This is a genomic window from Lentzea chajnantorensis, from assembly GCF_054300775.1.
This window is the reverse complement of the sequence record NZ_JBSDZT010000002.1, coordinates 4,636,715-4,657,415: the sequence shown is the minus strand read 5'-3', so window position 1 is coordinate 4,657,415 and position 20,701 is coordinate 4,636,715. Positions and strand designations below refer to the sequence as shown.

At 70.9% G+C, this 20,701-nt stretch carries 12 protein-coding genes; 7 read left to right on the top strand and 5 right to left on the bottom strand.

What is annotated here, in order from left to right; genetic code table 11:
• Positions 1–224: 224 nt before the first annotated feature.
• Positions 225–1,268 carry a LacI family DNA-binding transcriptional regulator gene (locus ACVDFE_RS23280; RefSeq protein WP_360389352.1) on the bottom strand — a complete coding sequence of 348 codons (1,044 nt, stop codon included), beginning with the start codon at positions 1,266–1,268 and terminating at the stop codon, positions 225–227.
• Between the two features lie 157 nt (positions 1,269–1,425).
• Positions 1,426–2,199 carry a FadR/GntR family transcriptional regulator gene (locus ACVDFE_RS23275; RefSeq protein WP_360389354.1) on the bottom strand — a complete coding sequence of 258 codons (774 nt, stop codon included), beginning with the start codon at positions 2,197–2,199 and terminating at the stop codon, positions 1,426–1,428.
• Between the two features lie 272 nt (positions 2,200–2,471).
• On the opposite strand from ACVDFE_RS23275, the gene ACVDFE_RS23270 reads away from it, so the two are divergent.
• A complete protein-coding gene (locus ACVDFE_RS23270; RefSeq protein ID WP_360389357.1) occupies positions 2,472–4,841 on the top strand; it encodes an RICIN domain-containing protein in 2,370 nt (789 codons plus the stop codon).
• Positions 4,842–5,019: 178 nt separating this feature from the next.
• Here the strand turns inward: ACVDFE_RS23270 and ACVDFE_RS23265 are convergent, their stop codons facing one another.
• Positions 5,020–6,417 (bottom strand): glycoside hydrolase family 6 protein, encoded by a 1,398-nt coding sequence (locus ACVDFE_RS23265; protein WP_458431833.1) that lies wholly within the window; start codon positions 6,415–6,417, stop codon positions 5,020–5,022.
• Between the two features lie 461 nt (positions 6,418–6,878).
• On the opposite strand from ACVDFE_RS23265, the gene ACVDFE_RS23260 reads away from it, so the two are divergent.
• From ACVDFE_RS23260 to ACVDFE_RS23235, 6 genes are all read left to right on the top strand, one after another.
• Positions 6,879–8,234: an endo-1,4-beta-xylanase gene (locus ACVDFE_RS23260; protein ID WP_360389362.1), complete on the top strand. Its 1,356-nt coding sequence runs from the start codon at positions 6,879–6,881 to the stop codon at positions 8,232–8,234.
• Between the two features lie 88 nt (positions 8,235–8,322).
• Positions 8,323–9,792, top strand: coding sequence for a glycoside hydrolase family 43 protein (locus tag ACVDFE_RS23255; protein WP_458431832.1), 1,470 nt, complete (start codon positions 8,323–8,325; stop codon positions 9,790–9,792).
• Positions 9,789–11,123 (top strand): extracellular catalytic domain type 1 short-chain-length polyhydroxyalkanoate depolymerase, encoded by a 1,335-nt coding sequence (locus tag ACVDFE_RS23250; RefSeq protein ID WP_458431831.1) that lies wholly within the window; start codon positions 9,789–9,791, stop codon positions 11,121–11,123. The genes ACVDFE_RS23255 and ACVDFE_RS23250 overlap by 4 nt, the downstream gene beginning before the upstream one ends.
• A 133-nt stretch (positions 11,124–11,256) precedes the next feature.
• Entirely contained in the window at positions 11,257–14,100 is a 2,844-nt protein-coding gene (locus ACVDFE_RS23245; protein WP_458431830.1) for a glycosyl hydrolase family 95 catalytic domain-containing protein, read from the top strand.
• A gap of 45 nt (positions 14,101–14,145) precedes the next feature.
• Positions 14,146–15,453: a cellulose binding domain-containing protein gene (locus tag ACVDFE_RS23240; RefSeq protein WP_458431829.1), complete on the top strand. Its 1,308-nt coding sequence runs from the start codon at positions 14,146–14,148 to the stop codon at positions 15,451–15,453.
• Complete coding sequence (locus ACVDFE_RS23235; RefSeq protein ID WP_360389375.1) at positions 15,450–16,772, top strand: ricin-type beta-trefoil lectin domain protein; 1,323 nt, start codon at positions 15,450–15,452, stop codon at positions 16,770–16,772. The genes ACVDFE_RS23240 and ACVDFE_RS23235 overlap by 4 nt, the downstream gene beginning before the upstream one ends.
• A 182-nt stretch (positions 16,773–16,954) precedes the next feature.
• On the opposite strand, the gene ACVDFE_RS23230 is transcribed toward ACVDFE_RS23235, so the two are convergent.
• Both ACVDFE_RS23230 and ACVDFE_RS23225 read right to left on the bottom strand, forming a co-directional pair.
• The gene (locus ACVDFE_RS23230) at positions 16,955–17,995 is read right to left on the bottom strand and encodes a LacI family DNA-binding transcriptional regulator (RefSeq protein ID WP_458431828.1); all 1,041 of its coding nucleotides are present in this window, start codon (positions 17,993–17,995) and stop codon (positions 16,955–16,957) included.
• A gap of 165 nt (positions 17,996–18,160) precedes the next feature.
• A complete protein-coding gene (locus tag ACVDFE_RS23225; protein WP_458431827.1) occupies positions 18,161–20,599 on the bottom strand; it encodes a beta-L-arabinofuranosidase domain-containing protein in 2,439 nt (812 codons plus the stop codon).
• Positions 20,600–20,701: the final 102 nt, after the last annotated feature.

Sequence of the window (20,701 nt, the reverse complement as noted above, 5' to 3'; positions counted from 1 at the left end):
GCCTTCCCGGGAGACCGGGGTGGCAGGCCCGTGGTCTCCCTGCGTCGTCGCTGACGAGCGGTCCGCGGCAGGGGTCCGACTCCGGCCAATGTAACCAGGCCGTCACAGCCGGTCAAAGCTAAAGTTGTGAGCGTTAACCTTTAGCTTCACCCACGAGAAGCCGTCGAATTTCATTCGATCGAGCCAAGCACTGTTAACGCACACATCGACCGTCGAGCCCTCCGTCAACGACGCGGAGCGGCCACCGATCCCCCCTCGCGCACCGGCATCGGCACCCGGTGGACCATCGGCGCGCGGGCGTCGCGACCCCGCCGTTCCACCACGTCCACCAGCACCGCGACCGCCTTCGCGCCGAGCTCGTGGTGCGGCAGCGCGACCGTGGTCAGCCGGGGCCGCATCCACGAGGCGACCGGGTGGTCGTCGAAGCCGATCACCGAGACGTCGCCGGGCACCGAGAGCCCGGCCTCGGCGAGCGCCTGGTAGGCGCCGAACGCCAGCCGGTCGTTGAAGCACACCAGCGCCTTCGGGCAGTGCCTGCGCAGCAGGGCGCGGGTGGCCTCGTAGCCGTACTCCGGTGTCCACTTCGGACAGCGGTGGGCGCCGGCCACCTCGACCCCGGCCGCGGTGAACACGTCGCGCAACCCGAGGAGCCGTTCCACCGCCGCGATGCTGTTCGGCGGCACGTCGTAGGCACCGGGTCCGGCGCCGATCAGGTGCACGCCCCGGTCGTGCCCGGCCTCGACCAGCACCAGCGCGGCCGAGCGACCGGCCTGCAGCTCGTCGGGCACCACCGACGGCGCCCGCGTCCTGGTCCACGCCGTGGCGTTGAGCAGCACGGCGGGGCCGTCGTGCACGCTGTCGGGCACCACGATGGCCCTGGTGTGCATGGCGGCGAAGATGACGCCGTCCGCACGCCGGTCTCGCATCGCCTCGACCAGCGACCGCTCCACCACCGGGTCACCGCCGGACTCGCCGACGAACAGCATGAAACCGTTCTGGTAGGCCGCGTCCGCGGCACCGCGCACCATGTCGCCCGCGAGGCCGGAGGAGGCCACCGCGTCGGACACGAAGCCGATCGTCTGCGACCGGCCGGTGCGCTGGCCCGCCGCGAGGGTGCTGCCGCGCCGGTAGCCCAGCTCCTGCGCCGTGGAGCGCACCCTGCGCTCGGCGGCCTCGGAGATGCGCAGCTCCCGTGCTCTGCCGGTCAGGACGAGCGAGGCGGTGGTGACCGACACCCCGCTCGCCGCCGCCACGTCGGCCAGTGTCACGCGCGTTCGTCCCACTCCGGATCCGCCTCCCGTCGCAGTACGGGCCCCGACCGCGTTGGCCCGGTCGGGAGGTTGCACGAAATGCTCGTGGTCACACGTCTTCACACCGGGCGTTCGCCGACCGGTCCTGGCGGAGGGACCGGCGGCGGGCGCCCGCCTAGCGCTTCAGCCGGCCGGGGTCGCCGGCGGCACCGCGGCGCACCAGCCACGCCTCGGTGATGTGGGTGAACATCGCCGCCGCGGCGCCGGGTGCGTCGTGGGCGGCGATGCGCTCGTAGATGCGGCGGTGGCCGCGGTTGGAGGCCTTGCACATGTCCCGGCCGCTCTTGCCCTGGTAGCCGGACGAGTTGATGACCTGCCCCTCCAGCGAACGCACGACACCGCGGGCGATGCGGTTGCCGGAGGCCTGCATGATCGTGTCGTGGAACTGCCGGTCGTGCTGCTCGTAGGTCGCGGTGTCGTCGACCAGCTCGTCCATCCGGTCGACCAGCTCCCGCAACCGGTCCAGCACGTCCTGCCCGGCCGTGAGCGCGGCGACCTGGGCCATGTCGGACTCCAGCAGCCGCCGGGTCACGACGACGTCGTCGAGGATCGCGAGCGTCTCGTCCTCGGCGATGGTGGCGGCGAGGACCAGCTCGTCGAGCATGTTCCACTGCGCCTGCTGGGTGACCGTGGTGCCCGCGCCCTGGCGGACCCGGACCAGCCCCTTCTCCTGGAGGATCTTGACCGCCTCGCGGATCACCGTCCTGCTCACCGAGAACGTCTCGCACAGCACCGGTTCCGGGGGCAGCGTCGTCCCCGGCGGGTAGCTGCCGCGCACGACCCGCTGCACCAGCTCGGCGGTCACCGCCGCGGCCAGGTTCGCCGGTCGCCGCGTCCAGCCGGGAGGCGCGGTGGTGACCGGCTCCGGCTGCGAACGTGTCGCTGACATCTGGCCTCCGTTGCGCTCCACGACGTCGTTGACGGCGATCCGACAGTATACGTAACACCATTGACGTCACACGTCATACGAGTTACGTTCCGATCTGTTTCCGGACGCGGGTGTTGACACCACGTCCGTGGCCCCTGGTGCGCCAGCCGGGGCCGCGGCCACCCGCCGGGTCGTTCCACGTCTCAGCCACGTCTCCGTCCACACCGGACATCACTCCGCCCGTCGCCGCAACGGGAGGGTGACCAGGCCACGCCCCTGCACGAGGAGGTCCCTTGTCCACGTCCCCCACAGCGCGCCGGCGGAGCGCGGTCGCGCTCACGGCGGCAGTGGTCGCCGCGCTCGTCACCGCTCCCCCTGCCACCGCGGCGACCACCACGCTCCACGCCTCCCCCACGGGCACCGGCACCAGCTGCACCGCGACCGAGCCGTGCGCGCTGCCGGCGGCCCAGGCGGCGGTGCGGTCCCGCACCGGCTCGATGACCGGCGACATCGTCGTGGAGCTCGCCGACGGCACGTACCGGCTCTCCCAGCCGTTGCGCTTCACCGCGGCCGACTCCGGCACGAACGGCTACCGGGTGCTGTGGCAGGCCGCGGCGTCCGCGCGGCCGGTGATCAGCGGGTCGAGGGCCGTGACCGGCTGGACCGTCGCCGACTCCGGAAAGAACATCTGGCGGGCCGACGTCGGCACGGGCCTCGACGCCCGCCAGCTCTACGTCAACGGCGCGATCGCCACCCGCGCGCGCACGCAGCTCAACCGCGCGGACTTCACGTTCACCGACACGGGCATGCGCTTCTCCAACAGCGCGCTGAACTACCTCAACACCCTCGCGAACCAGAGCCGGGTCGAAGTGGAGAGCGTCAACTCGTTCACCGACCGGTACTCGCCGGTGCAGAGCATCAGCGGCAACTTCCTGACGATGCAGCAGCCCGCGTGGAACAACAACACCTTCGGCTACGACACGCTCAGCAAGCCGCACCGGGCGGGCCCGCTGTACCTGGCCAACGCCTACGAGCTCCTCGACTCGCCGGGCGAGTGGTACCTCAACACCGGCACCGGCACGCTCTACTACATCCCGCTGTCCGGCCAGAGCATGAGCAGCACCAGCGTCGAACTGCCGGCCCTGCAGTCGCTGGTCAACGTCGGTGGCACCTACGACGCGCCCGCGCGGAACATCACGTTCGCCGGCATCACGTTCACCGGCACGTCGTGGCTCGGCCCGAGCAGCAACCAGGGCTTCGCCGACCAGCAGACCGGCGCGTTCATGACGGGCAACCAGAACTGGCCCGCCGACCGGATCAACTCCTGCCAGCAGGGTTGCGCGCAGTTCGAGGCGGCGCGGCCGAACTGGGCGCAGATGCCCGCGGCGGTGCAGGTGTCGGCGGCCAGCGGCATCACGTTCACCGACTCGAGGTTCTTCAACCTCGGCCAGACCGCGATCGGCATCGGCAACGACGCCAACGCCCACGCGAGCGGCGTCGGCCTGGGCGCGTCCGGCATCACCGTGACCCGTTCGGAGATCGCCAGGACCTCGGCGGGCGGCGTGGTCGTCGGCGGCGTGCGGGCGGATGCCCACCACCCCGGTGACCAGCGGATGGTCAACCGGGACATCACGGTGAGCCACAACCGCATCCACGACATCGCCGTCGAGTACCGCGGCAACGTGTCGGTGCTCAACACCTACGTCAACGGCGCGACCGTGGCGAACAACGAGATCTACAACCTGCCGTACTCGGGCCTGTCCCTGGGCTACGGCTGGGGCGCCAACGACGCGGGCGGCAGCAACCACTACGCCAACCGCGGCCTGTACAACTACCAGCCGCGCTACTCGACGCCCACCACCGCGGCGAACAACCGGCTGCTCAACAACTACGTGCACGACGTGATGCAGCAGATGACCGACGGCGGGTGCATCTACACGCTCGGGTGGAACCCGAACGCCGAGATCAGCGGCAACCACTGCCTGCGCACCAACGGCTGGTTCGGCCTGTACTTCGACGAGGGCTCGAAGTACTACCGCGCCACCGGCAACGTCTTCTCCAACACCGGCACGTGGGCCACCGCCAACTACTGGGGCGGCGAGAACATGGGCAACTGGACCGTGAGCAACAACTGGTCCACCAACAACAGCACCAACATCACCAACGGCGACCGCGGCAACACCGTCTCCGGCAACGTGGTCGTCTCGAACGGCAACTGGCCGGCCGGTGCTCAGGCGGTGATCGCGAACGCCGGTCCGACCGGCACCGGTGGCGGCGGCCGGCAGAACGTGACGGTCGTCGGCACCCAGTCGGGCCGCTGCCTGGACGTCGCCGCGGTCAGCAACAACACCAGGGCCCGGCTCTGGGACTGCACCGGCAGCACGAACCAGCGCTGGAACCACACCACGGGCCGGCAGCTCACGCTCGGCGGCAAGTGCCTCGACGCCTCCGGCCAGGGCACGGTGAACGGCACCGCGGTGATCCTGTGGGACTGCACCGGCGGCCTGAACCAGCAGTGGAACGTCAACGCCGACGGCAGCATCGCCGGTGCGCAGTCCGGGCTGTGCCTGGACGCCAGCGCCAACGGCACGGCGAACGGGACGCTGGTGCAGCTCTGGACGTGCCACGGCGGCACGAACCAGAAGTGGACGCTGCGCGACTGAGGGGCCGCGCGGTGGGTGCGGGGGCCGGCGCCGTCCGGTCCCCGCATCGAGCCGGGAAAGGAAGATCGTGCGTGACGCCCAGTCCTGCCCAGCTGGCGTGCTCGCGCGGGAGACGGCAGTCCCCGCCACGGCCGGGGTGTGGGCCGTGACGGGGAACCGGTTCCCTGCCCGAGGAACGTCAGGAGGAGCAGGCAGCTCCGTTCAGCGCCGGCGCCTGGAACGGCGGCGTGGACCCCGTGTAGTTCGCGTTGTACCCGATGACGGCCTGGCCGCCGGACGGGATGGAGCCGTTCCACGACGCGTTGGTCACGGTGACCACGTCGCCGCCGTCGCTCCACTGGCCGCTCCAGCCCTGCGTCACGGTGACGCCGGGTGCGGAGAAGGTGAAGGTCCAGCCGTTGACCGCGGCACCGCGGTTCTCGACCACGACCTCGGCGCTGTAGCCGCCCTGCCACGAGCTGAGCAGGCGGTGGGTGGCACGGCAGCCGCCGCCGGGGTTGCCGCCGGTGGTCGTCGTCGTGGTCGTGGTCGTCGTGGTGGTCGTGGTGATCGGGCCCGCCGCCATCGCCAGGTCGTAGGCGCGCTGCGGCACGAACTGGCCGGCCGGGGCGATGCAGCCGTCGGACTCGCCGGGCAGCTTGATCCACAGGAACGCGTCGATCTTGCCGTCGCCGGTGGCGGCCGTGCTGGGGGTGCCGATGGCGCGCCCGGCGGGGTCGCACCACTCGCTGCCCGCGGGGCCGTTGCCGTTGCGGCTGGTGTCGATGACGGCCTTCAACCTGCTGTCGCCCACCGCGTTCAGCACGTTCTTGGCGAAGTTCACCTCGTCGGAGGTGGAGCGGTAGTTGGACACGTTGGTCGAGATGCCGTCGGCGCTGTTGGAGATGTCCGCGGCGCGCAGGCGGTTCGCGGCCTCCGACGGGTTCAGCCACGCGCTGTGGCCGATGTCGAAGTACACCTTGGCCTGGGAGGAACCGGACTTCAGCTTCTTGCCCGCGTAGGCCATGGAGGCCTTGGTCTGGTTCTGCTGGTCGGCGCTCTGGCAGCTCGTCATGATCGGCAGGACGTCGGGTTCCAGCACGATCGCGGCCGGGCGTCCGCCCAGGCCTGCCGCCACCTCGTCCACCCACGCCCGGTACGCCTGGTGCGAGGGCGCCCCGCCGCCGCTGGCGCCGCCGCAGTCGCGGTTGGGGATGTTGTAGACCACCAGGATCGGGATCTTGCCGGCCGCGGCGGCCGCGCCCACGAAGGAGCTGACCTCCGACCGGACCGTCGAGGTGTTCGTGGTGGTGTACCAGCGCGCCTGGGGCACGGAGGCGATCCGGTCGCGGATCACCGCCGCCTTCGAGTCACCGGGGTTCGCCGCCACCCAGCGGGCGCTGGAGCTCGACGGGTCGACGTAGTACGCCGACTCCGCGGCGCTGACGGACGCGCCGCCGCTCACCGCCAGTGCGACGGTGCCGGCCACGAGTGCGCTCGCGGCCGCGCAGGCGCCCGCCGCGCGCCTCCGCGTGCCGGACGAGCGGGACTGGTCACGGGCCGGCGTGCCGGCGCGCGCGGGATCTGTTGCTCTCATTCAGGGGTCCTCGCAGCGTCGTTGCTGTTGCGATATGGGGCCGAACAATTGTGAGAGCGCTCTCACAAACCACCGAAGGGTGATTTCCGCTCGGCAGGTGCGTCCGAACTCGAACCACCGTAGGCACGCCGCCGAGGGCCGGTCAAACGCTAAAAATGTGAGCGTTAACTTTAGCGCTTTGCGTTCGACAGCCCTTCAACAATTCGTGTTCGACAGATTCGATGAGCAGACTGGGAGCGCTCCCTGCATTTTGTAGCCCGTTCAGCTCAATCTCGCCGGGAAACTGCGGCCGTCTTCTTGTGAGCGTGAACATGCAACTGCCACACTCCTTGACAGCAAAGGCAACACCACCGACGCACGCAGCACCGAGCCCGGCACTGGCGCACCGGAGCTCCGCCCGTGCGAACTGTCTGCCCTGCCCATCACGCCCGGCATTCGGGCAAGTTTCGAAAGTGTGGACGATGAAACTGACATCGAGGTCAGTGTCACTTGTGCCAATCGTTTCGACAGTCGCCGCGGCGGCACTCGGCGCGACACTGATCGTCACCGCCACCGCGAACGCGGCCACCACTCTCGGTGCCGCCGCCGCTCAGAGCGGGCGTTATTTCGGCACCGCCGTCGCGGCGCAGAAGCTCGGCGACTCGACCTACGTGAACATCCTGAACACCGAGTTCAACATGGTCACCGCCGAGAACGAGATGAAGTGGGACGCGACCGAGCCCAACCGCGGTCAGTTCAACTACTCCGGCGGCGACCGCATCCTCAACCACGCCATCAGCAACGGCAAGCGGGTCCGCGGTCACGCGCTGCTGTGGCACCAGCAGCAGCCGCGCTGGGCCCAGAACCTCAGCGGTTCGGACCTGCGCCAGGCGGCCATCAACCACGTCACCCAGGTCGCCACCCACTACAAGGGCAAGATCTACGCCTGGGACGTCGTGAACGAGGCGTTCGCCGACGGCGGCAGCGGTGGCCGGCGCGACTCCAACCTGCAGCGCACCGGCAACGACTGGATCGAGGCGGCGTTCCGCGCGGCCCGTGCGGCCGACCCGGCCGCGAAGCTCTGCTACAACGACTACAACACCGACGGCATCAACGCGAAGTCCACGGGCATCTACAACATGGTCCGCGACTTCAAGGCCCGCGGTGTGCCGATCGACTGCGTCGGCCTCCAGTCGCACCTGACGAACAACGCGCCGTCGGACTACCAGGCCAACATCAAGCGCTTCGCGGACCTGGGTGTCGACGTCCAGATCACCGAGCTGGACATCGCGGGCTCCAACCAGGCCAACGCCTACGGTGCCGTGACCAGGGCCTGCATGGCCGTCGCGCGCTGCACCGGCATCACGGTGTGGGGCATCCGCGACACCGACTCGTGGCGCGGTGGCGAGAACCCGTTGCTGTTCACCGGCTCGGGTGCGAAGAAGCCCGCGTACAACTCGGTGCTGGACGCGCTGAACTCGGGTGGCCCCGGCGTGACGACCACGACCACCACCACGACGACGACCACCAGCAACGGCCCCGATCCCGTCGGTGACTGCACCGCCTCCGTGGAGCTCAACCAGTGGGACGGCGGGTTCGTCGCCAACGTGAAGGTCACCGCGGGCTCCTCGGCCCTCAACGGCTGGCGTGTCACGACGACGCTCAACGGTGCCACGATCACCGGTTCGTGGAGCGCCAACCGCAGCGGCACCAGCGGAACCGTCAACTGGACCAACGTCGACTACAACGGCAGCATCGCGGCCGGCCAGTCGACCACGTTCGGTTTCCAGGGCACCGGCAGCGCTTCGGGTCTGAACCCGGCCTGCGCCGCGAGCTGACACCGCACCACGCAGCAGCCGAGGACGGTTCCGCGGACCGGAAACGCAGTCCGGTCCGCGGGACCTCCCCTGCCCTCGGGAGACGAGAATGGTCACGACACGCAGGTTCTGGACGCACCTCGCCCTGGTGGCGGGCATGCTCCTGGCGGTGTCCGCCCCCGCGAGGGCGGACAACCCGATCGTGCAGCACATCTACACGGCCGACCCGGCCCCGCTCGTCCACAACGGACGGGTCTACCTCTACACCGGACACGACGAGGACGGCTCGACCTGGTTCACCATGAAGGAGTGGCGGGTCTTCTCGTCGGCCGACATGGTCAACTGGACCGACCACGGCTCGCCCATGAACCTCGGCACGTTCAGCTGGGCCAAGCAGGACGCGTGGGCCGGCCAGGCCGTGGAGCGCAACGGCAAGTTCTACTGGTACGTCCCCGTGGTCAACCGCGCCACCAACCGGATGGCGATCGGCGTCGGCGTCTCCGACAGCCCCACCGGCCCGTTCCGCGACGCGCTCGGCCGCCCGCTGGTCGAGAACGGCGAGATCGACCCGTCGGTCATGATCGACAGCAGCGGCCAGGCCTACCTGTACTGGGGCAACCCCAACCTCTGGTACGTCCGCCTGAACGCCGACATGACCTCCTACTCCGGCGGCGTCAGCCAGATCCCGCTCACCACCGCCGGGTTCGGCACCCGCACCGGTGACCCCAAGCGGCCGACCCTCTACGAGGAAGCGCCCTGGGTGTACCAGCGCAACGGCCAGTACTACAACGTCTTCGCGGCGAAGTGCTGCTCGGAGTTCATCGGGTACTCGACCGCGCCGGGCCCCACCGGTCCGTGGACGTACCGCGGCACCCTGATGCCCACGCAGGGCAGCGCGTTCACCAACCACCCCGGCATCGTGGACTTCAAGGGCGGCTCGTACTTCTTCTACCACAACGGCGCGCTGCCGGGCGGCGGCGGTTTCACCCGGTCCGTGGCCGTGGAGAAGTTCAGCTACAACGCCGACGGCACCATCCCGCAGCTCTCCATGAGCACCACCGGGCCACCGGCCGCGGACACGCTGAACCCGTACGTGCGCCAGGAGGGCGAGACGGTCGCGTGGGGCAGCGGTGTCGAGACCGAGGCCTCCAGCGAGGGCGGGCTGAACCTCAGCCACACCAACAACGGCGACTACGTGAAGCTGAAGAACGTGGCGTTCGGCAACGGCGCCGCCACCTTCACCGCACGGGTGGCCTCCACCGTGGCGGGCAGCTCGATCGAGGTCCGCTCCGGCAGCGCCACGGGCGCCCTGGCCGGCCGGTGCTCGGTGCCCAACACGGGCGGCTGGCAGGCGTGGACCACCGTCACCTGCCCGGTGAGCGGCCTGACCGGCACCCGCGACCTGTACCTGAGGTTCAGCGGCGGCAGCGGCTACCTGCTCAACCTCAACTGGTGGCAGTTCGGTCCCGCCGGCACGAGCTCCGCCGTCCGAGAACCGATCACGGAGGACACCATGTGCTCGACGATCCAGACCGTCGCCGTCACCAGGGCGAGTGACCTGACGTGCGGTGCGTCATGACCGCTCGCGCGCACTCGAGGAGGTACGGGCTCATCGCGCTCGTGCCCGTGCTGCTGCTGATGCTGGCCGCTCTCGCGGTCTCCCTGGTGCCCCAGCCCGCGCAGGCCGCCTCACTGGTCCGCGTCACGAACTTCGGCGCCAACCCGACCGGCCTGAACATGTACGTGTACGTCCCGGACCGGGTCGCCCCCAAACCCGCGCTGCTCGTGATGGTGCACTTCTGCACCGGTTCGGCCAGCGCCGTGCACAACGGCAACGGGCGCGACTTCGTCACCGCGGCGGACCGGCTCGGGTACGTCATCGTCTACCCGGAGGCCACCCGGGAGGGCCGCTGCTTCGACGTGGCGACCGCCGGTGCGTTGCGCCGCAACGGGGGCAGCGACTCCACCGGCATCATGTCGATGGTCGCGCACGCGCGGCAGGCCTACAACGTCGACCCGGCGCGCATCGTCGTCGCCGGCTTCTCCTCCGGCGCGATGATGACCAACGTGCTGGCCGCCGAGTACCCGGACGTGTTCAGCGCGGGGTCGGCGTTCTCCGGCGTGCCGGCCGGCTGCTTCGCCACGACCAACGGGTCGCTGTGGAACAGCCAGTGCTCCGGCGGCACCCTGCTGAAGACCCCGCAGCAGTGGGGTGACCAGGCCAGGGCGATGTACCCCGGCTACACCGGGCGCTACCCGCGGATGCAGCTGTGGCACGGCACGAACGACACCACGCTGGCGTACCCGAACTTCGGCGAGGAGCTCGACCAGTGGACCAACCTCCACGGGCTGAGCCGCACCCCGGCGTTCACCGACCAGCCGCGGCAGAACTGGACCCGCACCCGGTACGGCGCGACCGGCACCGCCGCGACCGTCGAGGGCGTGAGCATCCAGGGCGTCGGGCACGACCTGCCGCAGTCGGGGATGCTCGCGTACGCGATCTCGTTCCTCGGTCTGGACGCGCCACCGACGACGACCACGACCACCACCACCACCACCACCACGACCACCACGACCACGCCCGTTCCCACGGACGGATGCGCGGTCACGGCCTCGGTCAACGCCTGGAACAACGGCCTGACCGAGACGATCACCATCACCAACACGTCGGCCACCGCCATCAACGGCTGGCAGCTCGGCTTCACGCTGCCCGGCGGGCAGACCATCACCGGCGGCTGGAGCGCGAGCTACGCGCCGGCCAGCGGCGCCGTGACGGCGAGCAACGTCGGCTACAACGGCCAGATCCCGCCGAACGGCTCGATCTCGATCGGCCTGCAGGCCACGCACACCGGTGACAGCGCGGCCGCGTCCGGCTTCACCCTCAACGGCGCGCGGTGCTCCACGGCCTGAGCCCACCGCTGTCCCCAGGCGCCGGCGGGCACCACCGCGTGCCCGCCGGCGGCCCGCACCCCCACCACCCCGCTCCTCGTGGCGAGCCACCAAGGGGAGTTCCGCGATCGCGCACACCCTTTGGAGGACTGGCATGTCCGACCTGAACCGGCGGCAGCTCATGGTGCTCGGCGCGGGAGCTGTGCTGACGCAGGCGGGGTGGACGGCGACCGCGGCCGCCGACCCACCTCGGGCGCGGGCGGCCGGTGACCTCTCGCTCTGGTACGACCGGGCAGCCGGGTCCGACTGGCTGCGCGCGCTGCCGGTGGGCAACGGCAGGCTCGGCGCGATGGTGTTCGGCAACACCGACACCGAACGCCTGCAGCTCAACGAGGACACCGTCTGGGCCGGCGGGCCGCACGACTACAGCAACCCGCGCGGTGCGGGCGCGCTCGCGCAGATCCGCCAGCTCGTCTTCTCGAACCAGTGGTCGCAGGCGCAGACCCTGATCGACCAGACCATGCTGGGCAGCCCGGCCGGTCAGCTCGCCTACCAGCCGGTCGGCGACCTCCGGCTGACCTTCCCGTCGGCCACCGCCACGAACTACCAGCGGTCGCTCGACCTCACCACGGCGACCACCGAGGTCACCTACACGGCGAACAACGTGCGCCACCGGCGTGAGGTGTTCGCGAGCGCGCCGGACCAGGTGATCGTCATCAGGCTGACCGCGGAGACGGCGAACTCGGTCACGTTCACCGCGGCCTTCACCTCGCCGCAGCGTGTCACGGCCTCCAGCCCGGACGCGACGACGATCGCGCTCGACGGCATCTCCGGCACCCAGCGCAACATCGCGGGCACGGTGCGGTTCCTCGCACTGGCCAGGGTCGTGGCCGAGGGCGGTTCGGTCAGCAGCTCCGGCGGCACGCTGCGGGTCACCGGCGCCAACGCGGTCACGGTCCTGGTCTCCATCGGCACCAGCTACGTCGACCACCGAACCGTCAACGGCGACTACCAGGGCCGTGCCAGGACCCACCTGAACGCGGCCCAGGGCACCGCCTACGCCACGCTGCGGTCCCGGCACGTCTCCGACTACCAGGCGCTGTTCAACCGCGTCACGCTCGACCTGGGCCGCACGTCCGCCGCCGACCAGCCGACCGACGTCCGCATCTCCCGGCACGGCAGCACCAGCGACCCGCAGTTCTCCACCCTGCTGTTCCAGTACGGCCGGTACCTGCTGATCTCCTCGTCACGCCCCGGCACGCAGCCGGCGAACCTCCAGGGCATCTGGAACGACCAGCTCGCCCCGGCGTGGGACTCGAAGTACACGATCAACGCGAACCTGCCGATGAACTACTGGCCGGCCGACACCACGAACCTCGCCGAGTGCTTCGAACCGGTGTTCCGGATGATCAACGACCTGACCACCACCGGCGCCCGCACCGCCCAGGTGCAGTACGGCGCCCGCGGCTGGGTCACCCACCACAACACCGACGCGTGGCGCGGCTCCTCGGTCGTCGACTTCGCCGCGGCCGGCATGTGGCAGACCGGTGGCGCGTGGCTGTCGACGTTGATCTGGGAGCACTACCGGTTCACCGGCGACGTGGCGTTCCTGCGCACGTACTACCCGGCGCTCAAGGGGTGCGCGCAGTTCTTCCTCGACACCCTCGTCACCGAGCCGAGCCTGGGCCACCTCGTCACGAACCCGTCGAACTCGCCGGAGCTCAACCACCACTCCGGCGTCAGCGTCTGCGCGGGTCCGACGATGGACATGCAGATCCTGCGCGACCTGTTCGACGGCTGCGCCGCCGCGTCCGAGGTGCTGGGTGTCGACACCGACTTCCGCACCCAGGTGCGGGCGGCCCGGCAACGGCTCGCGCCCACCAGGGTCGGTTCGCGCGGCAACGTCATGGAGTGGCAGTACGACTGGGTCGAGACCGAGCCGAACCACCGGCACGTCTCGCACCTGTACGGGCTGCACCCGAGCAACCAGATCACCAAGCGCGGCACGCCGCAGCTGCACGCCGCGGCCCGCAGGACGCTGGAGCTGCGCGGGGACGCCGGCACCGGGTGGTCGCTCGCGTGGAAGATCAACTTCTGGGCCCGGCTGGAGGAGGGGTCGCGGGCACACGACCTGCTGCGCTCGCTGGTGACCACGGACCGCTTGGCGCCCAACATGTTCGACCTGCACCCGCCGTTCCAGATCGACGGCAACTTCGGTGCCACGTCCGGTGTCGCGGAGATGCTGCTGCACAGCCACAACGGCGAGCTGCACGTCCTGCCCGCCCTGCCACCGGCCTGGCCCGCGGGCAGCGTCACCGGCCTGCGCGGGCGCGGCGGGTACACCGTCGGCGCGACCTGGGCCGCCGACGGCACCGTGACGCTGACCGTCACCCCCGACCGCGACGGCACCGTCCGCGTGCGCAACCGGATCTTCGGCGGCACCTTCGAGCTGCGCGACACCACGACCGGCGCGGTGGTCCAGCCGGCCCAGCCCGAGAGCGGCGTCGCCGAGTTCCCCGGACAGGCCGGGCACGTCTACCGCGCGACCGGCCAGGGCTCGGCTCCGGCGGTGGTGCGGCCGGGCGTCAACTACCGCCTCGTCGCCCGGCACAGCGGGAAGTACCTCGACATCAGCGGCGTCTCGACGGCGGCGGGTGCGCTGCTGCAGCAGTGGTCGCCGACGAGCGGGCTCAACCAGCAGTTCGACTTCCTCGACTCCGGCGGCGGGTACTACCGGCTGCGCGCCCGGCACAGCGGCCTGGTCATGCAGGTCGCGGGCTCGGGCACCGGCGCCGACATCACCCAGCAGCCCGACACCGGTGCGGCCACCCAGCAGTGGCGGGTCGTCGACCAAGGCGGCGGCGTCATCAGCCTGGTCAACCGGCAGAGCGGTCTCGCCATGGACGTCTGGAACGCGGCGACCACCGACGGCACCCGCGTGTCCCAGTGGAACCAGAGCGCGGCCGACAACCAGCGGTTCCAACTCCAGCAAGTCTGACAACCGAAGGGACGACGATGTTCCACCAACACGAGGAGCGCTGCCGTGGCAGGGCCTAGGACGGTGCTGGCGATGGCCGTCGCGAGTGCCGTGGTGCTGCTGGGCGCGGCGGGCATCGCGCTCGGCGGCACGACCACGACCACCGGCGGCGTGGGCGCGGCGGCGGCGACGGCGGGGTGCGGCAAGGCCCCCTCGCTGTCGAGCGGACGGCAGACCATCAGCAGCGGCGGCCAGAACCGCCAGTACATCCTGCGGCTGCCCGCCAACTACGACCCCAACCGGCAGTACCGGTTGTTCGTCGGGTTCCACTGGCTCAACGGCACCGCGAACGACGTCGACACCGGCGGGTCCGACGGCTACAACTGGTCCTACTACGGGCTGCGCAAGCTCGCCGACGCCGAGAACAACGGCACGATCTTCGTCGCGCCGCAGGGCAACAACAACGGCTGGGCCAACCCCGGTGGCCAGGACCTGACGTTCGTCGACGACATGCTGCGGCAGCTCGAGAACGCGCTGTGCGTCGACACGACCCAGCGCTACGCGGGCGGGTTCAGCTACGGCGGCGCGATGTCGTATGCCGTCGCGTGCGCCCGTGCCACCGTGTTCCGCGCTGTCGTCGTCTACGCGGGCGCTCAGCTCAGCGGCTGCAACGGCGGCACGCAGCCCATCGCGTACCTGGGCTTCCACGGTGTCAGCGACAACGTCCTGAACATCTCGCAGGGCCGCGCGCTGCGCGACAAGTTCGTGCGCAACAACGGCTGCACGGCGCAGAACCCGCGCGAGCCTGCCGCGGGCAGCCGCACCCACATCATCACCGCCTACAGCGGCTGCCGCGCCGGGTACCCGGTGGTGTGGGCGGCGTTCGACGGCGGGCACACCCCCGGCCCGATCGACTCCGGCGGTGACGGCTGGCGCACCTGGACCTCCGGCGAGGCGTGGAAGTTCATCACCCAGTTCGCGGGTCCGCCGGTCACCACGACGACGACCACCACGACCACCAGCGACGGACCCACGTCCACGACTCCGCTGCCCCAGGGCGAGTGCAGGGTCGGCGCGGAGGTCAACGCCTGGAACAACGGGCTGACCTCGACCATCACCATCACGAACACCGGCACGGCCGCGATCAGCGGCTGGTTGCTGGGCTTCACGCTGGGCAGCGGGCAGACCATCACCGGCGGGTGGAACGCCACCTACGACTCGCCGACCGGACGGGTGGGCGCGACCAACGTCTCCTACAACGGCGACCTCGCACCGGGCACGTCGACCAGCATCGGCTTCCAGGCCACGCACACCGGCAACACCGCGGCACCGGCGCAGTTCACCCTCAACGGCAAGACGTGCACCTCCGCATGACCGCCACGACAGAGAGCGCGAACACCCTGATGCGTACCAGGCACCTCCTCCGCCGGACGGGGTGGCTGCTCGCGGCCGCCGCGCTGGCGTTCTCCGGCAGCAGCGTCGCCCAGGCGCAGGCACCGGCCGAGCCCGCCCCGCTCGCGGCCACCCCCGGCTGCGGCAAGGCACCGACGCTGCGCAGCGGCAACCAGACGATCCAGAGCAGCGGCAAGACCCGGTCGTTCATCCTGAGCATCCCGGACAACTACGACAACACCCGCCAGTACAAGCTCGTCTTCGGGCTGCACTGGCTGGGCGGCACCGCGCAGCAGGTGGCGGGCGGCGGCAGCGACGGCGACGTCTACGCCTACTACGGCCTGCGCAGGCTGGCGAACAACTCGACGATCTTCGTCGCACCACAGGGCCTCAACAACGGCTGGGGCAACAGCGGCGGCGAGGACGTCCGGTTCGTCGACGACATGATGAGCCGCATCGAGAACGACCTCTGCGTCGACACCACGCAGCGGTTCTCGCTCGGCTTCAGCTACGGCGGCGCGATGAGCATCTCCCTCGCGTGCTCGCGCCCGACCGTGTTCCGCGCCATCGCCGCCATCGCCTCCCCCGGCGAGATCAGCGGCTGCGCCGGTGGCACCGCACCGGTGGCGTACATGGGCATCCACGGCGTCAGCGACAACATCGGCTCCGGCCGCGGCCAGCGGGACCGGTGGGTGCGCAACAACGGCTGCACGCCGCAGAACGCGCCGGAACCGGCCGCGGGCAGCCGCACGCACATCATCACGCAGTACGCGAACTGCCGCGCCGGCTACCCGGTGGTGTGGGCGCCGTTCGACGGCGGCCACCAGCAGGGACCGGTCGACGGGTGCGCGGGCTGCGAGAGCGGTGCCCGCAGCTGGGTGAAGGAGGAGGTCTGGAAGTTCTTCACCGGCGAGACGCCGCCGGCGCCGACCACGTTCCGGCTGCGCGGTGAGGCGGCCGGCCGCTGCCTCGACGTCAACGGCGCGAGCACGGCCAACGGCGCGCAGATGATCACCTGGGACTGTCACACCAACGCGAACCAGCAGTTCACCCAGAACGGCCAGGCGCTGCAGGTGACCGGCAAGTGCCTGGACGCCCCCAACAACGCCGCTTCCGGCGCACGGGTGCAGATCTGGGACTGCCACGGCGGTGCGAACCAGGCCTGGCAGCTCACCGGCAGCGGCACGGTGACCAGCGTCCAGACCGGGCTCTGCCTCACCTCCGCCGGCACGGGCAACGGCGCGGCCGTGACGGTCGCGACCTGCCAGGGCGGTGCCAACCAGCGCTGGGCCAAGGCCTGACGTCCTGCCAGAACCGGAAAAAGAGGAGTGCGCGACTCTCTCCGCCGAGCGCCGCGCACTCCTCCAGGACGGTGTCCGAGTGGTGGAGGTCCACCCGTGCGGGCCGCATTCCGCACGCGCGGCACCACCACCCGACCGCCCGGTCCGCGTTCCCGGCCGCGAGGCCGGGTCCGGTCGCCGGATCAGCCCGACGACCCCGTTCTGCGGTGCTGGTGCGGCACCGCCGGGTCCGGGGTGCTCGCCCGCCGCGAGAGCCGCGGTGGCAGCAGCATCAACGGCGGTGGCTGCTTGCCGTCGAGCTTGGCCGCGAGCAGGTCGACCGCGTGCCGGCCGAGCTCCTCCGCCGGCAGCCGCACCGAGGTGAGCGGCGGCGACAGCTGCTCGGCGAGCTCGTCGGGGCAGATCGCGACCACGGCGACGTCACCGGGCACCTGCCGCCCGGCCGCCCGCAGGCACGACGTGATCCAGCCCAGCGCCGCCTCGTTGTGCACCACCAGCGCCGTCATCGACGGGTGCGCGCGGACCAGCGCCTTGGTGGCCCTGAGCACCGAGTCGTGGTCGTCCTCGACCGCGAGCGCGGTCGCCGCCACTCCCCTGCGCATCGCCGCGGCGCTGAAGCCGTTCATCGTGCGGTGCGCGGACCCGGTGCTGCGCCGGTAGACCGCGCTCGGTGCGCCGAGGAAGCCGATGGACCGGTGCCCGAGGTCGGCCAGGTGGTCGACGCACTTGGCCCCGGCCGCCTCGAAGTCGAGGTCGACGCAGGTGAGCCCGCGCGCGGTGGCCGGGTGTCCGATGAGGACGGACGGCTTGGACAGCTGCCGCAGCAACGGCACCCGGTCGTCGTCCATCTCCACGTCCATCACGAGGAAGCCGTCGACCTGGGCGCTGTTGGCCGCTCTGCGCAGCCCGGAGGCGCCGTCGTCCGCCGTCATCAGCAGCAGGTCCATGTCGTACCGGCGCGCGGTGGTCACCGCGGCGGTGACGAACCGCATCATGCCCGGCAGGTGCATCCCCGCGCGCAGCGGCAGCACCAGCCCGATCACGTTGGTCCGGCTCGAGGACAGGCCCCTGTCGGTCACGTGCGGCTGGTACCCCAGCGCCCTGATGCTCTCCCTGACCCGCGACTTCGTGTCGGCGGAGATCGACCGCTTGCCCGTCAGCACGTAGGAGACGGTGCTCGGCGCGACTCCAGCGTGCCGAGCGACGTCCGCGATGGTGACCACACCGCCTCCTTCCCGCGTTCACCCGCTGTAGCGTTCCGACACCATAGAGATCCGGTTCAGTCCGTTACAAGAGTGATGTTCGCGTTAACATTGATCATTTCTAGTGGTCCAGACGAATTCCGTACCGTATGGAAAGTTTCCGATTGGGCACGCTCACAAACCCGGTCAAGGATCGGCGCAGAGGGCGGCGACCTCGCCGGGTGCCAGTGCGCGGCCGTAGACCCGCAGGTCCTCGACGGCCGCGTCGAGGTGGGCGTCGCCCGCGTGCTGCGACCGCCCGAGCCAGTTCTGGGTGGTGCTGCCGAGCACCGCCGGGCTCACCGGGAACTCCGCGTCGCGTGCGACCTCCGCGCCGTTCACGTACAGCACGGCGAGTCCACCGGCCTGCGTGACGACGAGGTGCGTCCACTCGTCCACCGCGACCGTTCCCCCGTCGAGGTGCCGTTCGGCACCCGCGCCACCGGTCGTGATCGCGTACCGCACCCCGCCCCGGGGTCCGTGCGGCGTGAGGAACAGGTAGGAGTTCACGCCGCTGCCGAAGTCGGCGAGCCGCGCTCCCGCGACCGCCGACCGCGGCCGCACCCACACGGCCAGGCTGAACTCGCGCGCTCCGGTGAGCAGGCCCGGTGGCAGCACCACGTGCGCGCCCGCACCGTCGAGCGACAGCGCGGCCCCGGTGCGCCCGGTGCTCCAGCCCGCGCCACCCGCCAGCGTCGCCCGCTCGCCACCGGTGGCGTCCGCGGCGGTCGAGCCGCGGCCCTCGCCGAACCGGAAGTGCGCGATGAACGGCGGTGGCGCCGGGGTGTCGCCCACCCGCCAGTAGACGGTGTAGCGCTGACCGTGCAGCCGGAAGAACGGCAGCAGCGTGACCGGGCCCGTACTGGCCATCGCGGTGTAGCGCAACGGGTTCGCGGTGGGCCGCAGGGTCGCGGTGCGCAGCGTGGGCAGGTGGGCGAGGTCGTTCGTGCCGTACGCGCCCGCGAGCACGATCGGCCCCACCTCGACCGTCCGCACCCGCTTGTCGTCCGGTGCCCGCCGCAGGTGCAGGTGCATCGGCAGGGTCACCTCGACCACGTCCCCGCTGCGCCAGTCGCGGTCCACCCGCGCGTAGGTACCGGGCGTGACGGGCTCCGCGGCGACGCCGTTGACGTGCAGCAGCGCGCCCCGCGCCCAGGACGGGATGCGCACGCGCAGCTCGAACCGGCCGGTACCGGTGACGGTGAGCCGGGTCGCGCCCTCGTCCGGGAAGGACGTCTCCTGCCGCACCACCACGCCCCTGGCCGCCCAGGTGAGCACGGACGGGATGAACAGGGTGACGTACAGCGTGCGGCCTGCGTGGAAGTAGATGCTGCCGCCGTGCCCGGTGTCGGTCTCCAGGCCGGTGCCGTGGCAGCAGGTGAAGTCGTCGTAGTCGCTGCTGTAGGTGCGGATGCCGCCCGCGCGCAACGGCGTGAAGGTGCTGTGGTGGCCGTGCCGGGAGGTGGGGTCCTGCGCGCCGAGCAGGTGGTTGTGGAGCGCCTTCTCGTAGAAGTCGAAGTACCCCGGCTGACCGGGGTCGGTGCGGAAGAGCTGCCGGGTCAGCTTGAGCATCGTGTGGGTGGTGCAGCTCTCGCAGGTGTGGTCGGACAGCTCGGTGGCGATCCGGTGCGGTGGCTTGAAGTGCCCGTCGTTGGACGTGCCGCCGATGGCGTAGGTGTGCGCGCCGGTCACGATCCGCCAGAAGTTGACGGCGATGTCGCGGTAGCGGGTGGTGCCGGTGGCGTGGTAGGCCCTGATCGCCCCGAGCACCTTGGGGACCTGGGTGCCGGCGTGCAGACCGTTGAGCTCGTCGGTGCCCAGTGCGAGCGGGTCGAACATCGCGGAGTGCTCGAAGAACCGCGCGGCGGCCAGGTGCGCCGGGTCGCCGGTGACCTGGTAGAGGTTCACCAGGACCTCGTTCATGCCGCCGAACTCGGTGCGCAGCACCTCCTGGCGGTGCGCCTCGGTCAGCCGGCCGGCCCGCCACCTCACCCAGGCCGCCATCCCGGTCAGCACCCGCAGCGCCCGTGCGCTGCCCATCAGCACGTGCACGTCGAGCAGTCCCGCCATGATCTTGTGCAGGGTGTAGTAGGGCGCCTGGACCGGCTCTCCCGCCTCGACCCTGCCGAAGAAGCCCTCCGGGAACGCCGCGAGGTACCCGGTGCTGTAACCGGCGGTCCTGGCCCGGTCCTGGCACAGCGCCAGCTGCTCGACCAGGTGGTCGGCCCCGGCGGTGAACGCGGGGTCGCCGGTGCTCGCGAACGCCTGCGCGAGAGCGGACAGCACGTGGCCGGTCGAGTGGCCGCGCAGCCCGCTGTCCTGCGCCTCCCAGCCGCGGCACGGGATGACGCCCGAGGGCAGCCCGACGTTGCGGCGGAACGTGTGCAGCAACCGGTCGGGGTCGAGGAACCTCAGGTAGGCGTGGGTGCGGGAGGTGTTGTCCAGGAACGGTCCCGGCAGCAGCGCCACCGCGCCGAGGGGGAACGCCTCCGCGGCCACGCCGAAGTCCTGGCGGGCCTGGCCGGTGCGCGGGTGCGTGACCGGCGTGCCGGCGGACAGCACGCCGTGGCGCGGGAGTTCTGGCATCGCGCATGACCTTTCGCAGGGGCCGGGCCATCCGCAGCGTGGTGCCGACCCGGGCCGGACACGAGGTCGGCCCGGGATCGGCTGCTGCCTTCGAACCACGTC